General features: G+C 69.3%; 22 protein-coding genes. 17 read left to right on the forward strand and 5 right to left on the reverse strand.

Going from position 1 to position 20,262, the window contains the following annotated elements; genetic code table 11:
• Positions 1–96 precede the first annotated feature (96 nt).
• Positions 97–579 carry an FxsA family protein gene (locus tag D107_RS0104245; RefSeq protein WP_018865887.1) on the reverse strand — a complete coding sequence of 161 codons (483 nt, stop codon included), beginning with the start codon at positions 577–579 and terminating at the stop codon, positions 97–99.
• Between the two features lie 217 nt (positions 580–796).
• Here D107_RS0104245 and D107_RS0104250 point away from each other — a divergent pair, with 217 nt between their 5' ends.
• The 7 genes from D107_RS0104250 (at position 797) to ubiA (ending at position 8,030) form a co-directional block, all read left to right on the forward strand.
• Complete coding sequence (locus D107_RS0104250; protein ID WP_018865888.1) at positions 797–1,336, forward strand: thioredoxin family protein; 540 nt, start codon at positions 797–799, stop codon at positions 1,334–1,336.
• Between the two features lie 35 nt (positions 1,337–1,371).
• Entirely contained in the window at positions 1,372–2,748 is a 1,377-nt protein-coding gene (locus D107_RS0104255; protein WP_018880854.1) for a TolC family protein, read from the forward strand.
• 38 nt (positions 2,749–2,786) lie between these two features.
• Positions 2,787–3,584, forward strand: coding sequence for an efflux RND transporter periplasmic adaptor subunit (locus tag D107_RS0104260; RefSeq protein ID WP_018865890.1), 798 nt, complete (start codon positions 2,787–2,789; stop codon positions 3,582–3,584).
• 3 nt (positions 3,585–3,587) lie between these two features.
• Positions 3,588–3,929, forward strand: a complete 342-nt coding sequence (cutA, locus tag D107_RS0104265; protein ID WP_018865891.1) for a divalent-cation tolerance protein CutA — start codon at positions 3,588–3,590, stop codon at positions 3,927–3,929.
• Positions 3,917–6,247, forward strand: a complete 2,331-nt coding sequence (gene dsbD / locus D107_RS0104270; protein WP_018877246.1) for a protein-disulfide reductase DsbD — start codon at positions 3,917–3,919, stop codon at positions 6,245–6,247. The genes cutA and dsbD overlap by 13 nt, the downstream gene beginning before the upstream one ends.
• Positions 6,244–6,810, forward strand: a complete 567-nt coding sequence (locus D107_RS0104275; protein ID WP_018865893.1) for a peroxiredoxin — start codon at positions 6,244–6,246, stop codon at positions 6,808–6,810. The genes dsbD and D107_RS0104275 overlap by 4 nt, the downstream gene beginning before the upstream one ends.
• A 350-nt stretch (positions 6,811–7,160) precedes the next feature.
• Complete coding sequence (gene ubiA, locus D107_RS0104280; RefSeq protein ID WP_018865894.1) at positions 7,161–8,030, forward strand: 4-hydroxybenzoate octaprenyltransferase; 870 nt, start codon at positions 7,161–7,163, stop codon at positions 8,028–8,030.
• Between the two features lie 17 nt (positions 8,031–8,047).
• On the opposite strand, the gene D107_RS0104285 is transcribed toward ubiA, so the two are convergent.
• A complete protein-coding gene (locus tag D107_RS0104285; protein ID WP_018880855.1) occupies positions 8,048–8,608 on the reverse strand; it encodes a ComF family protein in 561 nt (186 codons plus the stop codon).
• A gap of 246 nt (positions 8,609–8,854) precedes the next feature.
• Between D107_RS0104285 and D107_RS0104290 the strand changes: the two genes are divergently transcribed.
• The 5 genes from D107_RS0104290 to D107_RS0104310 all read left to right on the forward strand — a co-directional run bounded on the left by D107_RS0104290 (position 8,855) and on the right by D107_RS0104310 (position 12,962).
• Positions 8,855–9,313 (forward strand): hypothetical protein, encoded by a 459-nt coding sequence (locus D107_RS0104290; RefSeq protein WP_026279170.1) that lies wholly within the window; start codon positions 8,855–8,857, stop codon positions 9,311–9,313.
• Positions 9,310–10,305, forward strand: coding sequence for a biotin synthase BioB (gene bioB, locus D107_RS0104295; RefSeq protein ID WP_018879382.1), 996 nt, complete (start codon positions 9,310–9,312; stop codon positions 10,303–10,305). Before D107_RS0104290 ends, bioB begins: the two co-directional genes overlap by 4 nt.
• Positions 10,306–10,317: 12 nt before the next feature.
• Positions 10,318–11,070 (forward strand): methyltransferase domain-containing protein, encoded by a 753-nt coding sequence (locus D107_RS0104300; RefSeq protein WP_018880856.1) that lies wholly within the window; start codon positions 10,318–10,320, stop codon positions 11,068–11,070.
• Between the two features lie 10 nt (positions 11,071–11,080).
• Complete coding sequence (bioF, locus tag D107_RS0104305) at positions 11,081–12,262, forward strand: 8-amino-7-oxononanoate synthase (RefSeq protein WP_018880857.1); 1,182 nt, start codon at positions 11,081–11,083, stop codon at positions 12,260–12,262.
• A gap of 121 nt (positions 12,263–12,383) precedes the next feature.
• On the forward strand, positions 12,384–12,962 hold the full coding sequence (locus D107_RS0104310) for a glycine zipper domain-containing protein (RefSeq protein ID WP_018880858.1): 579 nt from the start codon (positions 12,384–12,386) through the stop codon (positions 12,960–12,962).
• A 27-nt stretch (positions 12,963–12,989) separates the two neighbouring features.
• Here D107_RS0104310 and radC read toward each other — a convergent pair whose 3' ends face one another.
• Positions 12,990–13,661 carry a DNA repair protein RadC gene (radC, locus tag D107_RS0104315; RefSeq protein WP_018880859.1) on the reverse strand — a complete coding sequence of 224 codons (672 nt, stop codon included), beginning with the start codon at positions 13,659–13,661 and terminating at the stop codon, positions 12,990–12,992.
• Between the two features lie 85 nt (positions 13,662–13,746).
• The gene (ilvD, locus tag D107_RS0104320; protein ID WP_018880860.1) at positions 13,747–15,600 is read right to left on the reverse strand and encodes a dihydroxy-acid dehydratase; all 1,854 of its coding nucleotides are present in this window, start codon (positions 15,598–15,600) and stop codon (positions 13,747–13,749) included.
• Between the two features lie 82 nt (positions 15,601–15,682).
• On the opposite strand from ilvD, the gene D107_RS0104325 reads away from it, so the two are divergent.
• The 3 genes from D107_RS0104325 to argA all read left to right on the forward strand — a co-directional run bounded on the left by D107_RS0104325 (position 15,683) and on the right by argA (position 17,900).
• Complete coding sequence (locus tag D107_RS0104325) at positions 15,683–15,955, forward strand: heavy-metal-associated domain-containing protein (protein ID WP_018865903.1); 273 nt, start codon at positions 15,683–15,685, stop codon at positions 15,953–15,955.
• A gap of 3 nt (positions 15,956–15,958) precedes the next feature.
• Positions 15,959–16,432, forward strand: coding sequence for a DUF192 domain-containing protein (locus D107_RS0104330; protein ID WP_018880861.1), 474 nt, complete (start codon positions 15,959–15,961; stop codon positions 16,430–16,432).
• Between the two features lie 100 nt (positions 16,433–16,532).
• Positions 16,533–17,900 (forward strand): amino-acid N-acetyltransferase, encoded by a 1,368-nt coding sequence (gene argA, locus D107_RS0104335; protein WP_081619355.1) that lies wholly within the window; start codon positions 16,533–16,535, stop codon positions 17,898–17,900.
• 7 nt (positions 17,901–17,907) lie between these two features.
• Here argA and dksA read toward each other — a convergent pair whose 3' ends face one another.
• The gene (gene dksA, locus D107_RS0104340) at positions 17,908–18,333 is read right to left on the reverse strand and encodes an RNA polymerase-binding protein DksA (RefSeq protein ID WP_018865906.1); all 426 of its coding nucleotides are present in this window, start codon (positions 18,331–18,333) and stop codon (positions 17,908–17,910) included.
• A 161-nt stretch (positions 18,334–18,494) separates the two neighbouring features.
• Between dksA and D107_RS0104345 the strand changes: the two genes are divergently transcribed.
• Both D107_RS0104345 and D107_RS0104350 read left to right on the forward strand, forming a co-directional pair.
• A complete protein-coding gene (locus tag D107_RS0104345) occupies positions 18,495–19,265 on the forward strand; it encodes a phosphodiesterase (RefSeq protein ID WP_018880862.1) in 771 nt (256 codons plus the stop codon).
• Positions 19,262–20,257: an aminoglycoside phosphotransferase family protein gene (locus tag D107_RS0104350; protein WP_018880863.1), complete on the forward strand. Its 996-nt coding sequence runs from the start codon at positions 19,262–19,264 to the stop codon at positions 20,255–20,257. The genes D107_RS0104345 and D107_RS0104350 overlap by 4 nt, the downstream gene beginning before the upstream one ends.
• The last annotated feature ends 5 nt before the right edge of the window (positions 20,258–20,262 follow it).

Below are 20,262 nucleotides of genomic sequence, written 5' to 3' on the forward strand. Positions count from 1 at the left end.
CACCCTGTTAGCACCCGCCCCTGACGAGTGCTAATAATAGGGGCACACAAAGGCGAGTCAAGGGCGCGCGTTACAAATCCGGAGACCGCGGGGAGATCAGCGACGGTCGTCGTGATCGAGCCGGTCGTCAGGCGGCTCGCCACCGTCCTCGTGACGGCGGAACTCGCCCTCGATGGTGTCGCTGCCCTGTGCGCCGCCAGGGCCAGCCCCACGTGCGCGGACCATGCCGCGACGCAGGATGCCGTCCGCCGCCCAGCGCCGCAGCGGCGGGATCAACAGCACGAAGCCGGCGGCATCGGTGAAAAAACCCGGCAGCAACAGCAACACGGCGGCGCTCATCAGCAGCCAGCCTTCGACCAGACCCCGCGCCGGCACCTCCCCGCGCGCCAGGCTCTGCTGCAGACGGCGCCAGTGGTAGAAACCCTGCAACCGGAACAGCAGCAGCCCGGCCGCGGCCGTGATAATCACCAGCGCCACCGTCATCAGGGCGCCCACGGCGTCGCCCACCCAGGCAAAGCCGAAGATCTCGAGCAGTACCAGACCGAGAAAGACGAACAGGGGAAAGAGGGGGTTGCGCATCGAGGGGGTTCCGCAGATCAGGCCCGATTATTGGAACATGCCCCCCGGGTGCTGTCGATTGGAACCCCGGTGCGACGCGGATACTCCAAAAACCATTGACACCGGGACGCGCTGGCCGCGACCCGTTTTGTCCTTGCAAGGGGAAGGGAATTAAGCCAGTCTTCCGCACGTCTTTGGTGCATACGCCTGACGAGATATTCCGGAGAGCAAACGAACCATGCTGCGCACACCGATCCTGATGCTGGCCCTGCTGGCCTTCCTCGTCCCGGCCCTGACGACCGCCGCCGTGGAAGACCCGCGCGATCCGGAACACCACTTCTTCGACCCGACCTTCGGCGAGTTCCCCGAGGAGCTGGAGGAGGCGCGCGCGGCCGGCAAGAAGGGCATCCTGATCTTCTTCGAGATGGCCGACTGCCCGTTCTGCCACCGCATGAAGAACCAGGTGCTGAACCAGCCCGAGGTTCAGGAATACTTCAGCGAGCACTTTCTCGTATTCAGCGTCGACGTCGAGGGCGCCATCGAGATCGTCACCTTCGAGGGCGAGACCAAGACCCAAATGGACTGGGCCACCCGTGACTACCGGGTGCGCGCCACGCCCGTGTTCCAGTTCTTCAACCTCGAGGGCGAACCCATCGCCCGGTTCACCGGGGCCACGCGCGACGTCCGCGAGTTCCTCCAGCTGGGCGAGTTCGTAGCCGAGGGGCATTACAAGGACCAGAACTTCACGCGCTTCAAGCGCGAACAAGACGGCCGCTGAGCCCCATCCGCTCAACCCGCGAGGATCGACGCCTGATGTCGCCGATGCACCCCCGCTCGTCCGGCCCCCACCACCGGCGCCGACTGGCCCGCCTGCTGCTGGCCGGCCTGCTCCTGTGGCCGCTGGCCGGAGCGGTAATGGCACAGGACAGCGTCGGCGCGGCCGATGCCGGGCCCTTGCCCAACCCCATGCGGGTCGGTGACGCACTGGAACGCGTCGACGCCCTGCACCCACGGGTGCGCGCAGCACGCGCCGAACGCGAGCAGGCCCGCGCGGAGCTGGAAGCGACCCGTGCCGAACGCGACGTCAGCGTAAACGCCCGGCTCGAGGCCCGCTGGATCGAACCCAACGACCAGATCGAGGACCGCAGCCGCAACGACTCACGCGCCGCCATCGTGGCGCGCAAGCTGCTGAGCGACTTCGGCCAGTCCCACGCGCGCGAATCGGCCAGCGAGCAGCGTCTGGTTGCCGCCCGCCAGCACGAGGAACTGGCCCACGCCCGCCACCGCATCCACGTCCTCGAGCGCTACTTCGATGTGCTGCTGGCCGATCTGGCCTTTGCCCGCGACACCGAGGCAATGGCCGCGGCCTACGTCTCCAAGGAACGCGCCGAGGAGCGCAACCAGCGCGGTCAGGTGTCGGATATCGAGGTCTTTCGCCTTGAATCCGAATATCAGACCCTGCGCGTTCAGCGCACCCGCGCCCTGCAGAACCAGGCCCGCACCCGCGCCGCCCTGGCCGAGGCCCTGAACCGCCCGGACCGGCGTGTGCGCACCGTGCTCGCTCCCATGCTGCCGCTGGACCTGCCGGAACTGCCGGATCTGGACACCCTGCTGGCCGAGCTCGACAACACCAGCCCGCGCCTGCTGGCCGAACGCCGCCAGGTCGAGGCCGCCAGCCGCGAGGTGGCCGCCTCGCGCGTCCAGCGCCGTCCGCGCCTATATGCGGAGGCCGAATCCGGCTGGTGGAACCGCGACCTCGGCGGCGGAGACCGCAACCCGTTCGCCGCCGGCCTGGTGCTGGAGATCCCGCTGTACGAAGGCCGTCGCCACGACAGCCGCGTCGGCCAGGCCGTCGCCGCCCGTCACCGCGCCGAGGCCGAACTGGGCCAGGCACGCATCGAGGCCCGCAACCGCCTGCGCGAACTGCACGACGAGATCCGCGCCCTGCGCACCCAGCGCGACGAGGCCGCCTGGCGCATGGACTACCGCGAGCTCTACATCGACCGCGCGCGCTACCTCTACGACATCGAGGACCAGGCCGATCTGGGCGACTCGATGGTGCAGCAAAGCGCCGCGGCGCATTTCAATGCCAGCACCGAATACCAACTGGCCCTGGCCTACGAGCGCCTGGCCCTGCTAAGCGGCCGTGACGAGTTGAGCCCGTTCCGCGCCACCCAGGAAACCCCTTGAGCCGCCGGCCCACTGGCGACCGGACGGGAGAACTGCCCATGTCCCGCGTATTCACGAGCCCATCCCTGCTGACCACGGCCAGCCTGCTGGCCCTGCTCGCCGTCACCCCTGCGCCCTTGCTGGCCGAGGACGGCTTCGCGGCCCAGCTCGACTGGGGCGAGCGCTACCGCATCACCGCCCCGGTTGCCGGCCGCATCGAGTCGATCGAGGCCCGCGCCGGCGATCAGGTCGAAGCCGATGCCGTGCTGTTCCGCCTGGACACTCGACGCACCGATGCCGACCTGCGGGCCGCCCGGGCCACGCTGGAGCGCCTGCAGATGGAACTGGACGAGGCCGAACGCGAACGCGACAAGGCCGAGGACCTCTACGACCAGACCCTGATCGCCGCGCGCGAGCTGGAACTGGCCCGCATCGACTACGCGACGGTCGCCGCGCGCCTGGCCGAGGCCCGCGCCCAGCGTGACCGCATCCGCGCCGATCTTGACGACGCCACCATCCGCGCCCCGGCCAGCGGGCGCCTGGTGCGCGTCGAGGCCAACCCCGGCCAGTACGTGAACCCGGCCCTGCTGCCGCCGGTGCTCGCGATCCTCGGCACCACCGACCCGATGCGTGCCACGGCGACCGTCCCGGCCGACACGGCCACGACCCTGGAACCCGGGACCGAGGTTACGGTCGTAGTCGGCGACCAGCGCCTGCCCGGCACCATCGCGCGTGTGGGCTGGGAGCCGACCGGCGAGGAGCCCGAACGCGGCTACCGCGTCGAGGTCGAGTTCTCCCCGGCGGACGGTGTGCCGCTGCGGCCGGGCCAGACGGCGCGCATCGAACGGGATTCCTGAACCATGAGTACCACCCGGCAAGCCACCGAAGCCCGCGCCTGGCTGGTGATCACCACCCTGGATGACACGGCCGCGGCCGAGACCCTGGCCGGCACCCTGGTGGAACAGGGCCTGGCGGCCTGCGTGCACATCCTGCCGCCCGGACGCTCGGTCTACCTGTGGAAAGGGAATATCGAGAGCGACGCGGAAGTCACTCTACTGATCAAGACCTCGCCCGCACGTCTGGACGAACTCCAGACGCGCCTGGCGGACCAACACCCCTACGAGACACCCGAGATCATCGCCCTGCCGATCGAACACGGGCTGCCCGATTACCTGGACTGGATTACACAATGCACCTCCTGAACCCGCGCACCTGGCTGGCGAGCCTGCTCCTCGCCCTGACGCTGCTGCCCGCCCTGGCCCAGGCCGTCTTCGAGGACGACCTGCTGGACCCGGACGACGCCTTTGCCCTCAGTGCCGAGGCGATCGACGCCGACACTGTGCGCCTCACCTGGGACATCGCGGACGAGTACTACATGTACCGCGAGCAATTCGAGTTCACGCCGGAGAGCGACGGACTCGAACTGGGCGAAGCCCGGATCCCGGACGGCGAGGTCAAGGAAGACGAGTTCTTCGGCCGGGTCGAGACCTATCGTGGCCAGGTGCAGGTCGAGCTGCCGATCGTGGCGGCCGAGAGCACAACCATCGAACTGACCGCGCGCTCGCAGGGCTGCGCGGATCTCGGCGTGTGCTATCCGCCGCATTTCCAGACCGTCTCCATCGAGCTGCCCGGCCTGCCGGGCGGGAACGGCGAGGCCGACGCGGACGAAGAACCCCGCGACGAGCCCGCGGAGGAACGCAGCGCGCTGGGCGACCTTGGCGAACTGTCCGGTGATCTGGGCGCCGCCGATGACCTGCTGGAACCGGAAAAGGCCTTCGCCGCATCGCTGGAGGCCATCAGCCAGAACGCGGTGATCCTGCGCTTCGATATCGCCGAGGGCTACTACCTCTACCGCGAACAGCTGGATGTGCGCATCGCCGAGGGCGACGGCATCGAACTGGGCCCGGTCAACCCGCCGGACGGCGAGCTGCAGGAAGACGAATTCTTCGGCGAGAGCCAGGTGTTTCGCGACCAGGTCGAGATCCTCGTCCCGGTGCTGCGTGACGCGGACGACGTCGCCGACATCACCCTGGCGATCGATTACCAGGGCTGCGCCGACGCCGGCGTGTGCTACCCGCCGCTGACCCAGGAGGTGTCGGTCACCTTCGCCTCCGACCTGGCCGCCGAGGCCGACACCGATGCCCTGCCGGAGACCGGCGACGAGCCGCGCGAGGACGACGAGGCCGCCGCGCCCGTCACCCAGCAGGACCGCATCGCGGCCCAGCTGGCCGACGGCCAGATCTGGCTGGTGGCGCTGGCGTTCTTCGGCTTCGGGCTGCTGCTGACGTTCACGCCCTGCGTGTTCCCGATGATCCCGATCCTGTCGAACATCATCATCGGGCAGAAGAACCTGACCACGCGCAAGGCGTTCCTGATCTCGCTGGTGTTCGTGCTGGCGATGGCGGTGACCTACACCGTGGCCGGGGTGTTCGCGGGCCTGGCGGGTGCCAACCTGCAGGCCGCGTTCCAGAACCCCTGGATCATCGGCACCTTCGTCGCCATCTTCATCGCGCTGGCGATGTCGATGTTCGGCTTCTACGACCTGCAGATGCCGGCCGGGGTACAGAGCAAGCTGTCGCAGATCAGCAACAAGCAGGAAGGCGGCACCTACGTCGGCGCCGGGATCATGGGCTTTCTCTCCGCCCTGATCGTCGGCCCCTGCGTGACCGCGCCGCTGATCGGGGCCCTGCTCTATATCAGCCACACCGGTGACGCGGTGCTGGGCGGTATCGCCCTGTTCTCGCTGAGCATGGGCATGGGCGCCCCGCTGCTGGCCATCGGCACCTCCGCCGGACGCCTGCTGCCGAAGGCCGGCCCGTGGATGGACACCATCAAGGCGGCCTTCGGGGTCGGCCTGCTGGCCATCGGCATCTGGCTGCTCGAACGGGTCATCCCGGGCGAGATCGCGATGTTCCTGTGGGCCATCCTGCTGATCGTGACCGCGGTCTATATGGGTGCACTCAAGACCCTGCCGGAGGGCACCTCCGGCTGGCACACCCTGTGGAAAGGCCTGGGCGTGGTGCTCCTGATCTACGGCGTGCTGCTGATGCTGGGCGCGGCCACCGGCGGCAAGGACATCTTCCGCCCGCTGGCCACGCTCAATCAGCCCGCGGTGACCGCCAGCGGCGAACAGGCCGGGCCGACGGAGATGCAGTTCACCTACATCGACAGCCTCGAAGATCTCGAACGCGAGCTGGAGCAGGCACAGGGCAATAACCAGCCGGTGTTTCTGGACTTCTACGCCGACTGGTGCGTGGACTGCGTGCGCCTGGACCGCACCACCTTCCAGGACCAGCGCGTCATCAACGCGATGGCGGACGTGCACCTGCTCAAGGCCGATGTCACCGACAACACCTCGGAGCACCGCAACCTGATGCGCGAGTTCAACCTGTTCGGGCCCCCGGCCATGATCTTCTGGGACGCTGACGGCAATGAACTGCGCAACTACCGCAACGTCGGGTACCTGAATGCCGACCGTTTCCTGGCGCATGTGGAAAGCGCCATCGGGGTGACACCATGAGGCATCACACGCACGCGCTCCCCGGGCTGGCACTCGCCACGGCCGGCGCCTTCATGCTGGCCGCCTGCGGCGATCCGGAACCGGAGATGGATACCGCTGGCGCCACCACCGACGCGGCCCCCGAGGTCGCAGCCGAGGAGGCCTCGGGTAACCAGCGCATCGACTTCACCCTGCCCGATCTCGCGGGGGACGAACGCCAGCTCAGCGAATGGGACGGCGACCTGATCGTGCTGAACTTCTGGGCCACCTGGTGTCCGCCCTGCAAGAAGGAAATGCCGCTGTTCCAGGACACCTACGAGGCGCACCGGGACGACGGCTTCACCATCGTCGCGGTGGCGGTGGACGAACAGACAGCCACCCAGCACTTCGTGGACGACTTCGGGATCGAATTCCCGGTCCTGATCGGTCAGGACGAGGCGGTCGCCGTGGGCCGCGAATACGGCAACCGCATTGGCGCCCTGCCCTACACCGTGCTGATCGCCCGCGATGGCACCATCCTCGACACCCATCGCGGCGAGGTGGAACCGGAAGACCTGGACGGGTGGCTGGAGGCGCACCTGTAGCATCCCCAAGTGCCGGAGTGGCGCGCCCGGCGCCCTTGCGCCACAAGGCTGGTAAGTTAGGGAGACACTGATTGGATTGCACGCTCGCGTTGGTACCCCCTGTTTCTCGAGACAAGGCGCGGTGCGCAGCCGGTAGTGGTTCTACCGGCAAGGGCCGCAACGCAGGATCGGGGAACAGGGGGTGCCACCCCCACAATTTATTTCACGAAGGGGCTCGGCCGCTTTTGCGTGGGAACGGCGTTACGGTTCCCTTGTGCAGAATGACTGCACGGCAGTCACCGTGCCTTGTTCGCACGCAAAAGCGACTCGAGCGCGAGCGTGCAATCCAATCAGTGTCTCCCTAAGCCGCCATGACCGAGCGCGAACGCCTGTGGGAACTCGCCCGCCTGATCCGACTGGATCGCCCGGTGGGCATCTACCTGCTACTGTGGCCCACCTTCTGGGCCCTGTGGGTAGCGGCCGACGGCTGGCCGCCCGCCTATCTGATCTTCATCTTCACCGCCGGCGTGGTCCTGATGCGCTCGGCCGGCTGCGCGATCAACGACTACGCCGACCGTGACTTCGACGCCCACGTGGCCCGTACCCGCGACCGTCCGCTGGCGATCGGCACGATCACCCCGCGCGAGGCCCTGGGCACCTTCGTGGCGCTCAGCGTGGTCGCCTTCGTGCTGGTGCTGTTCACCAATGTGCTGACCATCCTGTATTCCCTGGTGGCCGTTGCGCTGGCCGGCACCTATCCGTTCTCCAAGCGCTTCCACCACTTCCCGCAGGTCCATCTGGGCGCGGCCTTTGCCTGGGCCGTGCCAATGGCCTTCACCGCGGTCACCGGCGAGCATCCACCGCCCGTCGCCTGGCTGCTGTTCGTGACGGTTCTGGCCTGGACCGTGGTGTACGACACCTTCTACGGCATGGTGGATCGCGAGGACGATCTGAAGATCGGCGTGAAGTCCACCGCGATCGCCTTCGGCGAGCTGGACCGCCTGATCACCGCCGGGCTGCAGGTCCTGGTCTGGTACGGGCTCTACCTGGTCGGCCAGCACGCCGGGTTCGGGGGCTACTACACGGCCGGGCTGGTGATCGTGGCGATGCTGATGTTCTACCAGCAGTTCCTGATCTTCGAGCGCGAGCCTGCCGACTGCCTGCGGGCCTTCAAAAACAACCACTACCTGGGCGCCGTGGTCCTGCTGGCGATGATCGCCGACCATCACCTCGGCGCCTGACGCGCCCCCTGGGCGGCTCAGGCACGCGCCAGTACCAGCCCCTCCACTCGCTCGGCACCCGCCCGCCGCAGCACGCCGGCCAGCGCCGACAGCGTCGCCCCGGTGGTGGCCACATCATCCACCAGCAGCACATGCCGCCCCGCGAGATCCTCGCCGCGCCAGGCAAAGGCCCCCTTCACATTGCTCCGGCGGGCCTTGCGGCCCAGCGCCTGTTGCGACGCGGTGGCCCGAATGCGCCGCAACGCCCGGGTCTCCAGCGCCGCCCCCAATTCCGCCGCCACGCGCCGGGCCAGGACATCCGACTGATTGAAACCGCGCTCGCGCAGCCGCCGCCCGTGCAGCGGCACCGGCAGCACCGTATCGGGCGAGGACCGACGTCCCTGGCCGCCACCGTCAAAGGCCACCCGGGCGACATGGCCCGCCAGCGCCGCCGGGGCCCGCTCGGCCCGAACATTGCCGCCATGCTTGTAGGCGAGGATCAACTGGTCCAGCGGCCAGGCATAGGCCCATCCGGCGTGCAGCGCGTCCAGCGCCGGGGGCTGGCGCACGCAGGCCGGGCACACCCCGGCCGGCGGCAAGGGGAGCGCACAGGTGGGACACGGGCGCTCCAGCGGTGGCAGATCGCCCCGGCAGCCCGCGCAGACCGCCGGTCCGGGCGCCAGGCACAGGCCGCAATGGGACGGGTACAGGGCCTCCGCCAGCCACTCGGCGCAGGCAGCGGACCAGGCCGTCCAGCGCGCGGCCACGGCATGCACAGGGCCCGGTTGCGATGAAGGGGTCAGGGGCATGATGGTATGCTCTGCGTTTTGCATGCAGGGTAGACCATGGCCACCAGGACCGTCTCCGGGCGCAGCTCTCGGCGCGCCGCGTCGATGTTCGACATCGGCAACCTGATCAGCGTGTCGATCGCCGGCATCCCGCTGTTCGTGGTCAGCAGCGAGGGCGTCGGGGTCGGTTTCATCATCGCCGCGATCATGGGGATCGTCCCGCTGGTCCTGTGGTTCGGCGGCTCCATGCTGGTCTACGCCCTGAACAAGCACCACCCCGATCCGCGCGTCGGCCATCACACCCAGTGGGCCGCGTACCGCTACTACGCCCTGATGGGCGCGCTGATCGTGGTCGCCACCTTCTTCCCGCCGGATCTCGACTACTACCGCGCCTACTGGGCGATCGCCGCGGCCATCCTGCTGCCCTGGACGATCTACGCGCTGTTCACCATCTACCGCGAGCCCTGGGCGGATGTCGAGATCCCCGCCGAATCCGACGAGGACCACCACCTATGAGCACGCCCCGCCACGACTGGAATACCAACGAGGTCGAGGCCCTGCTCGACCTGCCGCTGAACGACCTGATCTTCCGTGCACAGACGGTGCACCGCGAGCACTTCGACCCGAACGCGGTGCAGGTGAGCACGCTGCTGTCGATCAAGACCGGGGCCTGCCCGGAGGACTGCGCCTACTGCCCGCAGAGCGCGCACCATGACGTGGAACTGGAGCGCGAGCGCCTGCTGCCGCTGGAGGAAGTGCTCGAGGCCGCGCGCAACGCCCGCGCCCAGGGCGCGACCCGCTTCTGCATGGGCGCGGCCTGGCGCAACCCCACCGACAAGAACCTGGAGCGCGTGATCGAGATGGTACGCGCCGTCAAGGACGAGGGGCTGGAGACCTGCATGACCCTCGGCATGCTGAAGGCCGAACAGGCGAAGCGCCTGTCCGAGGCGGGGCTGGACTACTACAACCACAACCTCGACACCTCGCCGGAGTTCTACGGCCACATCATCTCCACGCGCACCTACGAGGACCGCCTGGAGACCCTGGAGCACGTGCGCGAGGCCGGCATGAACGTCTGCTGCGGCGGCATCCTCGGCATGGGCGAGTCGCGGCGCGACCGCGCGCGCCTGCTGCAGCAGATGGCCAACCTGCCGAAGCACCCGGAATCGGTCCCGATCAACCAGCTGATCCAGGTCGAGGGCACGCCGCTGCACGGGATCGAGGACCTCGACCCGCTGGAGTTCGTGCGCACCATCGCCGCGACCCGCATCCTGATGCCGGCCTCCTACGTGCGCCTCTCCGCCGGGCGCACCGAGATGTCCGACGAGATGCAGGCCCTGTGCTTCCTGGCCGGCGCCAACTCGCTGTTCTACGGCGACACCCTGCTGACCACGCCGAACCCCGGCGAGAACCACGACCTCGCGCTGTTCGAACGCCTGGGCCTGCGCCCGGAGACCGGGCCGGAAGCCCCTGCGGAATCGGACCGGCCCGCCTCCGCATCGGCCTGAGCCAAGCGGCCGGTGGCGGGCGACTTTCCCGATCATTTCTCGGCGGTGGCGGCGGCGTATGCCCGCCACCGCCCGGACTACCCCGCCGAGCTGTTTGACTGGCTGGCCGCGCACACCCCGCGCCACGAACGGGCCTGGGACTGCGCCAGCGGCAACGGCCAGGCCGCGCAGGGCCTGCAGCCGCACTTCCCGCAGGTCGTGGCGACAGACGCCGCCCCGGCCCTGCTGGCCGCCCTGCCGGCGACCACCGGGATCGACCGCATCGCCTGCGCCGCCGAGGCCTGCGCGCTGGCCGACGCCTCGGTAGATCTCGCCTGTGTCGCCCAGGCCGCACACTGGTTTCGCCACTCCGAGTTCCATGACGAGGTTGCACGCGTCCTGCGCCCGGGCGGCCTGCTGGCGATCTGGGGCTACGGCATCCTGCGCGCCGAGGATCCGGCGCTGGACCGCCTGCTGACCGACTTCCACGACACCACCTTGGCGCCCTGGTGGCCGGAAGAGCGCAGCCACATCCGCAGCCACTACCGCGACCTGCCGTTCCCCTGGCCGGAGATCGAGACGCCCGAGTTTCGGATCGACCGCGACTGGGACCGCGACACCCTGCTCGGCTATCTCGGCACCTGGTCGGCCATCCGCCGCGCGCAGGCCGCCGGGCAGGATCCACTGGCCGCACTGGAGCCGGCCCTGCGCGCGCTGTGGCCGAACGCGGACATCACCGTCCGCGTGCACTGGCCGATCTTCCTGCGTGCCGGGCTGCGGCCGTGAGCGACTCACCATGAGCAAGTCACTGCAGGCCTTCCTGCAGGCCCGCCTCGACGGGGTACGGGCGGACGGACGCTGGCGCCGTCTGCGCACGCTGGACGGTCCGCAGCAGCCGGAACAGGTCATCGACGGCCAGCCAGTCGTCGCCTTCTGCTCCAACGACTACCTGGGCCTGGCGGCCGATCCGGCCGTCACCGCCGCCGCCCGCGAGGCCCTCGACCGCTGCGGGGTCGGGGCCGGCGCGGCCCATCTGATCAACGGCCACACCCGCGCCCATGTGGAACTGGAGCAGGCGCTGGCGCGCTTTACCGGGCGCGAGCGCGCGCTGCTGTTCTCCACCGGCTACATGGCCAACCTGGCGCTGGTACAGACGCTGGCCGGCCGCCACGACACGGTGTTCGAGGACCGCTGGAACCATGCCTCGCTGATCGACGCGGTACGCCTGGCCGGCGCGCGCAGCCAGCGCTATCACCATGCCGATCCCGGGCACCTGCGCGAACGTCTGGAGCAGGCCCCCGATCGTGGTCACCGGCTGATCGTGACCGACGGGGTGTTCTCCATGGACGGCGACATCGCCCCGCTGCCGGAACTGGCCGCGCTGGCACGCGAGTTCGACGCCTGGCTGATGGTGGATGATGCCCACGGCCTGTCGGTGCTGGGCACGACCGGCGGCGGCAGCTGCCAGCACCACGGCCTCGGCGCGGACGACGTCCCGATCCTGATGGGCACGCTGGGCAAGGGCTTCGGCACCGCCGGGGCCTTCGTCGCCGGCTCCGAGGCCCTGATCGAGGCCCTGATCCAGACCGCGCGCCCCTACATCTATACCACCGCGATGCCGGCCGCCCTGGCCGCCGCCACGCTCGCCTCCGTGCGCATCGCCGAGGCCGCCGAGGATCGCCGTGCGCACCTGCAGGGCCTGCTGCAGCGCCTGGGGGCAGGCCTGGACCGGCTCGGCCTGCAGCACCCGCCGCCCCTGACCCCGATCCAGCCGGTCCACATCGGTGACGCCCGCCGCGCGAGCGCCGTGGCCGAGAGGCTGCTGGCCGCCGGCTTCCTGGTCCCGGCCATCCGCCCGCCGACGGTCCCCGAGGGCCAGGCGCGGCTGCGCATCACCCTGTCCGCCAGCCACACCGAGTCTCAAGTGGATACGCTGCTACGGGCGCTGGAGCACGCGCTCGCCGCCACCACCACGTGAAACCGCGCACAGTCCCGACACGCAGCCGTTCACGCTTCCACAAAACACCCCGTCACGTTAAACAACCGTTCAGCAAAACAACGCCAAGCTGGGCCCATATCCGATCAAAAGGAGACGGACCATGGCACGGAAACGCACCCAACCCCGTCGCGGCCTGCCCGCGCACCTGAAGGTACTGGCCGCCGCACTGCTGTTCGGATTTGCCGCCGATACCCTGGCCTCGCCACCGCCCTGGGCACCGGCTCACGGCTGGCGCGCACAGAACGACCCGGGCTATCACGGCTACCACGGTCACAGTTATGAACGCTGGGAGCGGGATTACGGCGTGATGGACGGGCGCTGCAACCGCGACGCGATCGGGGCCGCCATCGGTGGCGGCGCGGGGGCCGTGATCGGCCATCGGGTCGGCGATGGCGACCCGGTCGCGATCCTGATCGGCGCGGCCGGGGGCGCGGTTTTGGGCGGCATGATCGGCCGCCAGATGGATCGCAACGACCAGGCCTGCATGGGACACGCCCTGGAACTGGCCGAGACCGGCCAGACCGTGCACTGGCGCAATGCCCATGACCAGCCGGTACAGCTGACCCCGCGCCGCAACCGCGACAGTGGCTGCCGCGACTTCGAGATGACCATCGACGGCCAGCGTCACACCGGCACCGCCTGTCCGTCGGAGCCCGGGCATTGGGAGATCCGCGGCTGACCGGCGGGGCCCGCCAGGGACAAGGCGCTACAACTCGCCGCGCTCGGCCAGGGACACGCTCTCGTCGGCGATGATCACATGATCGAGGACCCGGACGTCCACGAGCCCAAGGGCATCGGCCAGGCGGCGGGTGATGGCGACATCCGAGCGCGACGGCTCGGCCACGCCCGAGGGGTGGTTGTGCGCCAGGATCACCGCCGCCGCGTTGTGCCGCAGGGCACGCCGCACCACCTCGCGCGGGTGTACGGAGGCGCCGTCGATGGTGCCGCGAAAGAGCTCCTCGAAGGCGATCACCCGGTGGCGGTTATCCAGGAACAGGACCGCGAAGACCTCGAAGGGATAGTCGCGCAGGCGCGCCGCGAGGAACTGGCGGGTCGCGGTCGGCGAGGTCAGCGCATCGCCGCGCTCCAGATCGGCGGCCAGGTGCCGCCGCCCCATCTCGAGCACCGCCTGGAGCTGGGCGTACTTGGCGTCGCCCAGCCCCGGCGCCGCGCAGAACCCCGCCTGATCGGCCTGTAAAAGCGGCCGCAGCCCGCCGAAGCGGCCGAGCAGGTCGCGCGCGACATCGACCGCGCTCTTGCCGGCCACGCCGGTGCGCAGAAAGATCGCCAGCAGCTCCGCATCGGAAAGCGCGGCCGCGCCGCGCTCGATCAGCTTCTCCCGCGGGCGTTCGGCCGCGGGCCAGTCGGTAATCGCCATCCCCACCTCCCTGTGGTTCGGTCGTTTGGTTTTTCGGTCCAGGGCGCCGCTCAAGACATCCTGCAAGCCCGCCTGTTGCCCTCGGTCAGTCCTCGAAGCGGGAGATGTCGCGCACCGCGCCGAAGGCGGCGGAGGTCGTCATCAGGGCGTAGGCGCGCAGGGCCTGGGTGACCGGACGGGTCCGCGACTCGGGCTTCCAGGCCTTCGCGCCGCGGGCCTCCATCGCCTCGCGCCGGGCCGCCAGGATGGCGTCGTCGACGTCGATGCGGATCTCGCGCCCGGGGATGTCGATCACGATGGTGTCGCCCTCCTCGATCAGGCCGATCGCGCCGCCCTGCGCGGCCTCCGGCGAGACGTGCCCGATGGACAGCCCGGAGGTGCCGCCGGAGAAGCGCCCGTCGGTGATCAGCGCGCATTCCTTGCCCAGCCCCTTGGACTTCAGATACGAGGTCGGGTAGAGCATCTCCTGCATGCCGGGGCCGCCCTTCGGGCCCTCGTAGCGGATGATCACGACGTCACCCGCCTGGATGCGGTCGCCGAGGATTGCCTCGACGGCCGCGTCCTGGCTCTCGAACACCCGCGCGGGGCCGGAGAACTTCAGGATGCTCTCGTCGACCCCCGCGGTCTTCACGATGCAGCCGTCCGGGGCCATGTTGCCGTAGAGCACGGCCAGGCCGCCGTCCTGCGAGTAGGCATGTTCGATATCGCGGATACAGCCGTTCTCGCGGTCGATATCCAGGCTGTCCCAGGTCTTGTCCTGGCTGAACGCGACTTGGGTGGGCACACCGCCCGGCGCGGCCTTGTACAGAGTCTCGGATTCGGCGGCGTGGCGCATCACGTCCCACTGTTCCAGGGCCTGGCCCATGGTGTCGGCGTGGACCGTCGGGATGTCGCGGTGGATCAGCCCGCCACGATCCAGCTCGGCGAGGATGCCGACCACGCCACCGGCGCGATGCACGTCCTCCATGTGGTAGAGCTGAGTGGCCGGGGCCACCTTGCACAGGTTCGGGACCTTGCGCGACAGGCGGTCGATGTCGGCCATGGTGAAGTCGACCTCGCCCTCGCGCGCGGCCGCCAGCAGGTGGAGCACGGTGTTGGTGGAGCCGCCCATGGCGATGTCCAGGCTCATCGCGTTCTCGAAGGCCTCGAAGGTGGCGATCGAACGCGGCAGCACGGATGCGTCGTCCTGCTCGTAGTAGCGCTTCGCGAGCTCGACCACGCGCCGACCGGCCTGTTCGAACAGCGACTTGCGCCCGGCGTGGGTGGCCAGCAGCGAGCCGTTGCCCGGCAGCGACAGGCCCAGGGCCTCGGTCAGGCAGTTCATCGAGTTGGCGGTGAACATGCCGGAGCAGGAGCCGCAGGTCGGGCAGGCGGAGCGCTCGATGGACTCCACCTCCTCGTCGCTGGCGCTGGAGTCGGCGGCCTTGACCATCGCGTCCACCAGGTCCAGATGGATGACCTTGTCGCTACCCGGCGCCTGCACCTTGCCGGCCTCCATCGGGCCGCCGGAGACAAACACCACCGGGATGTTCAGGCGCATCGCGGCCATCAGCATCCCGGGGGTGATCTTGTCGCAGTTGGAGATGCACACCAGCGCGTCGGCGCAGTGGGCATTGACCATGTACTCGACTGAGTCGGCGATGATCTCGCGCGAGGGCAGCGAATAGAGCATCCCGCCGTGACCCATCGCGATGCCGTCATCCACCGCAATGGTGTTGAACTCCTTGGCCACGCCACCGGCCTTCTCCACCTCGCCGGCCACCAGTTGGCCCAGATCCTTCAGATGCACGTGCCCGGGCACGAACTGGGTGAAGGAGTTGGCAATGGCGATGATTGGCTTGCCGAAGTCGCCATCCTTCATGCCAGTGGCGCGCCACAGGGCGCGGGCGCCGGCCATGTTGCGGCCGTGGGTGGTGGTGCGGGAGCGATAGGCGGGCATGGTCGGGTCTCGTGAACGTTTACGCAGAAGCGGAATCGTACATAATGAGTCGTACAAACCCCAGTATCCCGAGGTCCCGGCAATGAAAATCGAGGTCGAGAACATTAAGTGCGGCGGCTGCGCCAGCTCCATCCGCAAGGGCCTGCTGCAGGTCGAAGGCGTCACTGAGGCCGAGGTCGACGTGGAAGGCGGCGCCGTCGAGGTCCAGGCCCCGGACAGCGCCCGCGAAGCGGTCGCCGCCAAGCTCGCCAGCATGGGCTACCCCGAGGTGGGATCGGTCTCCGGCTGGCGTTCCACCAGTGCCAAGGCCAAGTCCTTCGCCAGCTGCGCTGTGGGGCGCATGAGCGGCGATTAGGCCGTGCCACTCCGATCGCCGGGCCGGGCCTGGGCCGGGCTGGCCTGGCTGATCCTGTTCGTCGGCTTTGGCGCGGGGTGCGCGCAGGCCGAAAACGGGCTCCCGACGGCCGACCTGGACATCGGTGAACAGACCCTTACCGTCGAGATCGCCGCGACGGACCGCGCCCGCCGGATCGGCCTGATGCACCGCGACCACCTGCCGGACGACCACGGCATGCTGTTCATATGGCCGCGTCCGGCGCAGTACGGCATGTGGATGCAGAACACCCGCATCCCGCTGGATGTGGCCTTTATCGATGCCGATTACACCATCACCAACATCGCATCCATGACACCCCACTCCACCCGCATCCATGAGGCGAAACGCCCCGTGCGCTACGCGCTGGAGGTCAATGCCGGCTGGTTCGAGCGGCACGGCGTCGCGGCCGGCGATCGCGTACCCGACCTGGAGCGAATCGTCGGCGGGAACGACTGACACCTTTCCAGCACAACGCGGCCTGGGCTGCCGACGCGCAAATTGATCCGTGTTTCCCTAGACTGTCGGCTCAGGACATCCGAAGGAAACGGAACGCGCCGTGGCTACCGCCCCCCCAACACCCGCAGGCCAGCACACACCGTCGCGGCGAGCCCCGCAGCCCGGGGAACTCGCGTGGTTCCGCGATGCCGTGCCGTATATCGCGGCCCACCGCGGACGCACCATGGTGATCGCGCTGGCGGGCGAGGCCGCCCAGGCGCCGGAATTCCCGGCGCTGATGCGCGACATCGCCAAGCTCAATGCCCTCGGCATCCGGGTGGTGCTGGTCTACGGCGCCCGGCCGCAGATCGAGGCCCGCATGGGCGAGCGCGGGCTGACCCCGGCCTATGCCAATGGCCTGCGCGTGACCGACGCCCCGGCGCTGGAGGCCGTGCTGGATGCGGTCGGCCGACTGCGCCTGCAGATCGAGGGGCTGCTGTCCCGCAGCCTGGGCCAGCCGGGTACCGGCAACGCGCGGCTGCGTGTGGCCAGCGGCAACTTCGTCACCGCCCGCCCGCTGGGCGTGCGCGACGGGGTGGACTTCCATTACACCGGCGAGGTCCGCGGGGTGGATACCAACGCGCTCGCGGCCTTGCTGGAGCGCGAGCAGGTCGCCCTGGTGTCACCGCTGGGCTACTCCCCCACCGGCGAGGTCTTCAATCTCTCCGGGGAAGACGTCGCCACCCAGGTGGCGATCGCGCTGAATGCCGACAAGCTGATCTTCCTGACCGAGGCCGGCGTGCTGCGTGATCCGGAACACGGCGTGCTCGACCAGCTCACCGTACCGGCCGCTCAGGAGTTGCTGGAGACCAGCCCCGACCTGCCGGAGGAACTGGCGAACCACCTGAGAAGCGCAATCGATGCCTGCCACCAGCGCGCGATGCGGGTGCACCTGGTGGATCGGCACGACGACGGCGGGCTGCTGACCGAACTCTTTACCCGTCAGGGGATCGGGACCCTGGTTTCGCGCGAGCCGCTGGAACGCCTGCGCCCGGCGACGCTCGACGACGTGGGTGGCATCCACGCGCTGCTGGAACCGCTGGAGGCCGAAGGCATCCTGGTGCATCGCGCGCGTGAACACCTGGAGCTGGAGATCGACCGCTTTCAGGTGCTGGAGGCGGACGGCCTGATCATTGGCACGGCCGCGCTGTATCCGTTCGAGGCGGATGCGGCGGAGATCGCCTGCCTGGCCCTTCACGGCGACTACCGCGGCAGCGGCCGCGGCGACCGACTACTGCAGGCGATGGAACAGCTGGCGCGGGAGCAAGGGATCCGGCGGGTGTTCGTGCTGACCACGCGCACCGCGCAGTGGTTCCAGGAGCGTGGCTACACCCCGGGCCAGGTGGATGACCTCCCCGCGAGCCGCCAGACCCGGTACAACCAGGCGCGCAACTCGCGGGTCTTCACCCGCAACCTGACCGAAGCATAGCCAGGGACTACTGCGCGTAGCGGGCCTCGTCGCGCTCGTGGGCCTCCTGGGCGGCAACGCTCAGGGTGGCGATGGGCCGCGCCTCCAGTCGGGCAATCCCGATCGGCTCGCCGGTCTCCTCGCAGTAGCCGTATTCGCCGCGGTCGATGCGCGCCAGCGCCGCGTCGATCTTGTTCAGCAGCTTGCGGTAGCGATCCCGCGTGCGCAGCTCCAAGCCGGCATCCGTTTCGTGACTGGCCCGGTCGTTGGGGTCGGGCTCCTGCCAGCTCTCGCTGCGCAGGTGCTCCAGGGTCTGTTCCGATTCCTCGATCAGCTCGGCACGCCAGGCCTCGAGCTTGGCGCGAAAGTAGTCCAGCTGACGCGGATTCATGTAGGGTTCGTCCTCGGACGGGCGGTACCCGGAATCCGGGCGGGTCTTGGCATCTTGGCTCATCTCGGGCCCCTCGCCAGGCCCCTTGCCGCCCCATGCGGAAAGGCCCCGGCGCGATACGCGGTACACCCGATCGAGTATAGGGCAATCCCCCCGTCGGGCGGCAAACAGAAAAACCCGCCCCGATGCACATCCCTGGAACCACGGACACCGACACAGCCCGCATGCAGCGCATCCTCCAGATCAGCGACACCCACCTGGGCCGGGAGCCAGGCCCGATCCGGGCCGGCTACCCCGACAGCGACCGCCAGCTCGCACGGGTCCTCGAGGCACTGGCCCGGAACGAGGATCGCCCGGGCCTGCTCTGGCTGACCGGCGACCTGGCCGAAGATCCCGCGCCGGCCGCCTATGCGCGTCTGCTGGGCCTGCTCGACCAGTACGTAAAGGGCTGGCCCGTCGCCGGGCTGGCCGGCAATCACGACGACTGGCACACCCTGCACCGCGCGTTCGACGCGGCCGGGTATCCCCTGGACGGCCATCGCACACTGGGCGGCTGGCTCCTGATCGGCGTCAATTCGGCGGTCGCGGGCCAGGCGGCCGGCCGTATCGAACCCGCCGAGCTGGATCGACTGGATCAGGTGCTGACCACCCATCCGGACCACTGGGGCCTGATCGCGATTCATCACCCGGTCGTCCCGATTGGCAGCGCATGGATGGACCGGATCGGCCTGTCGAATCCGGACGACCTGTTCGCGGTGCTGGATCGCCACCCGCGTGTGCGCGCCTGCCTGTTCGGCCACATCCACCAGGACTTCCGCGGCAAACGCCAGGGCATCGAGCTGCTCGGCTGCCCCTCCACCTGTATCCAGTTCGCCCCCGAATCCGAACGCTTCGCGCTGGATACCGAGGCCGCCGGCTATCGGGTGCTGGACCTGCACCCGGACGGGCGGATCGACACCCGCATCCAGCGCGTGAGCGAGGAGGCTCGCACATGATCCCGGATGACGCCCGCAGCCATCAGCTCCAGGCCTGGCTCGCGCGCCAACCAGGCGATTTCACGGACCTTGCCCTGTTGCGTGCGGATGCCAGTTTCCGCCGTTATTTCCGCCTGCACCGCGATGGCGAGCCGGTGGTGCTGATGGACGCCCCGCCGGAGCGCGAGGCCACCGAACCGTTCGTGCAGATCGCGGGGCTGCTGGAGTCGCTGGGTCTGCGCCCGCCGCGCGTGCTGGCGCACGACCCGGCAGCCGGATTCGTCCTGCTCGAGGATCTGGGTGACCGGACCTTTACCCGGGCACTGGCCGAGGGGTCCACAGAAGGCCCGCTGTACGACCGCGCCATCGACACCCTGCTCCAGCTCCACAGCGCCTGGCCGGCCAGGGCCGCGACGGCCCCGGCCCTGCCCGCCTACGACATGCCGCGTCTGCTCGACGAGGTCGCCCTGTTTGTCGACTGGTACTGGCCGGAACAGCGGGGAGCGCCGCTGGCGACGGCCCGGCGCGACGCCTTCCTGCAGGCCTGGCGATCGGCGCTGGACGGGCGCCCGAGCCTGGACGGGACCCTGGTCCTGCGCGATTTCCACGTCGACAACCTGATGCTGCCCCCCGGCGAGGACCGGGCCTGCGCCGTGCTGGATTTTCAGGACGCAGTCATCGGCAGCCCGGCCTACGATGTCGTCTCGCTGCTGGAGGATGCCCGCCGCGAGGTGTCGCCGGACACCGTGGCGCAGGGCCTGGAGCGCTACCTCGCGGCTGCATCCTGGGACCGCGCGGCATTCATGCACCACTACCGGGTCCTCGGCGTCCAGCGCACCACCAAGATCCTCGGGATCTTCGTGCGCCTCGCGCGGCGCGATGCCAAGCCCCGCTACCTGGAGCACCTGCCCCGCCTGCACCGCTTGCTGGCGCAGGGGCTGATGCATCCGGAGCTGGAGCCGGTCGCTGCCTGGTTCCGTACCGACATGCCCGAACGCTTGCAGGACAACTAGACCAT

It is taken from the genome of Thioalkalivibrio sp. ALE30 (assembly GCF_000377465.1).
Taxonomy (GTDB): Bacteria; Pseudomonadota; Gammaproteobacteria; order Ectothiorhodospirales; family Ectothiorhodospiraceae; genus Thioalkalivibrio.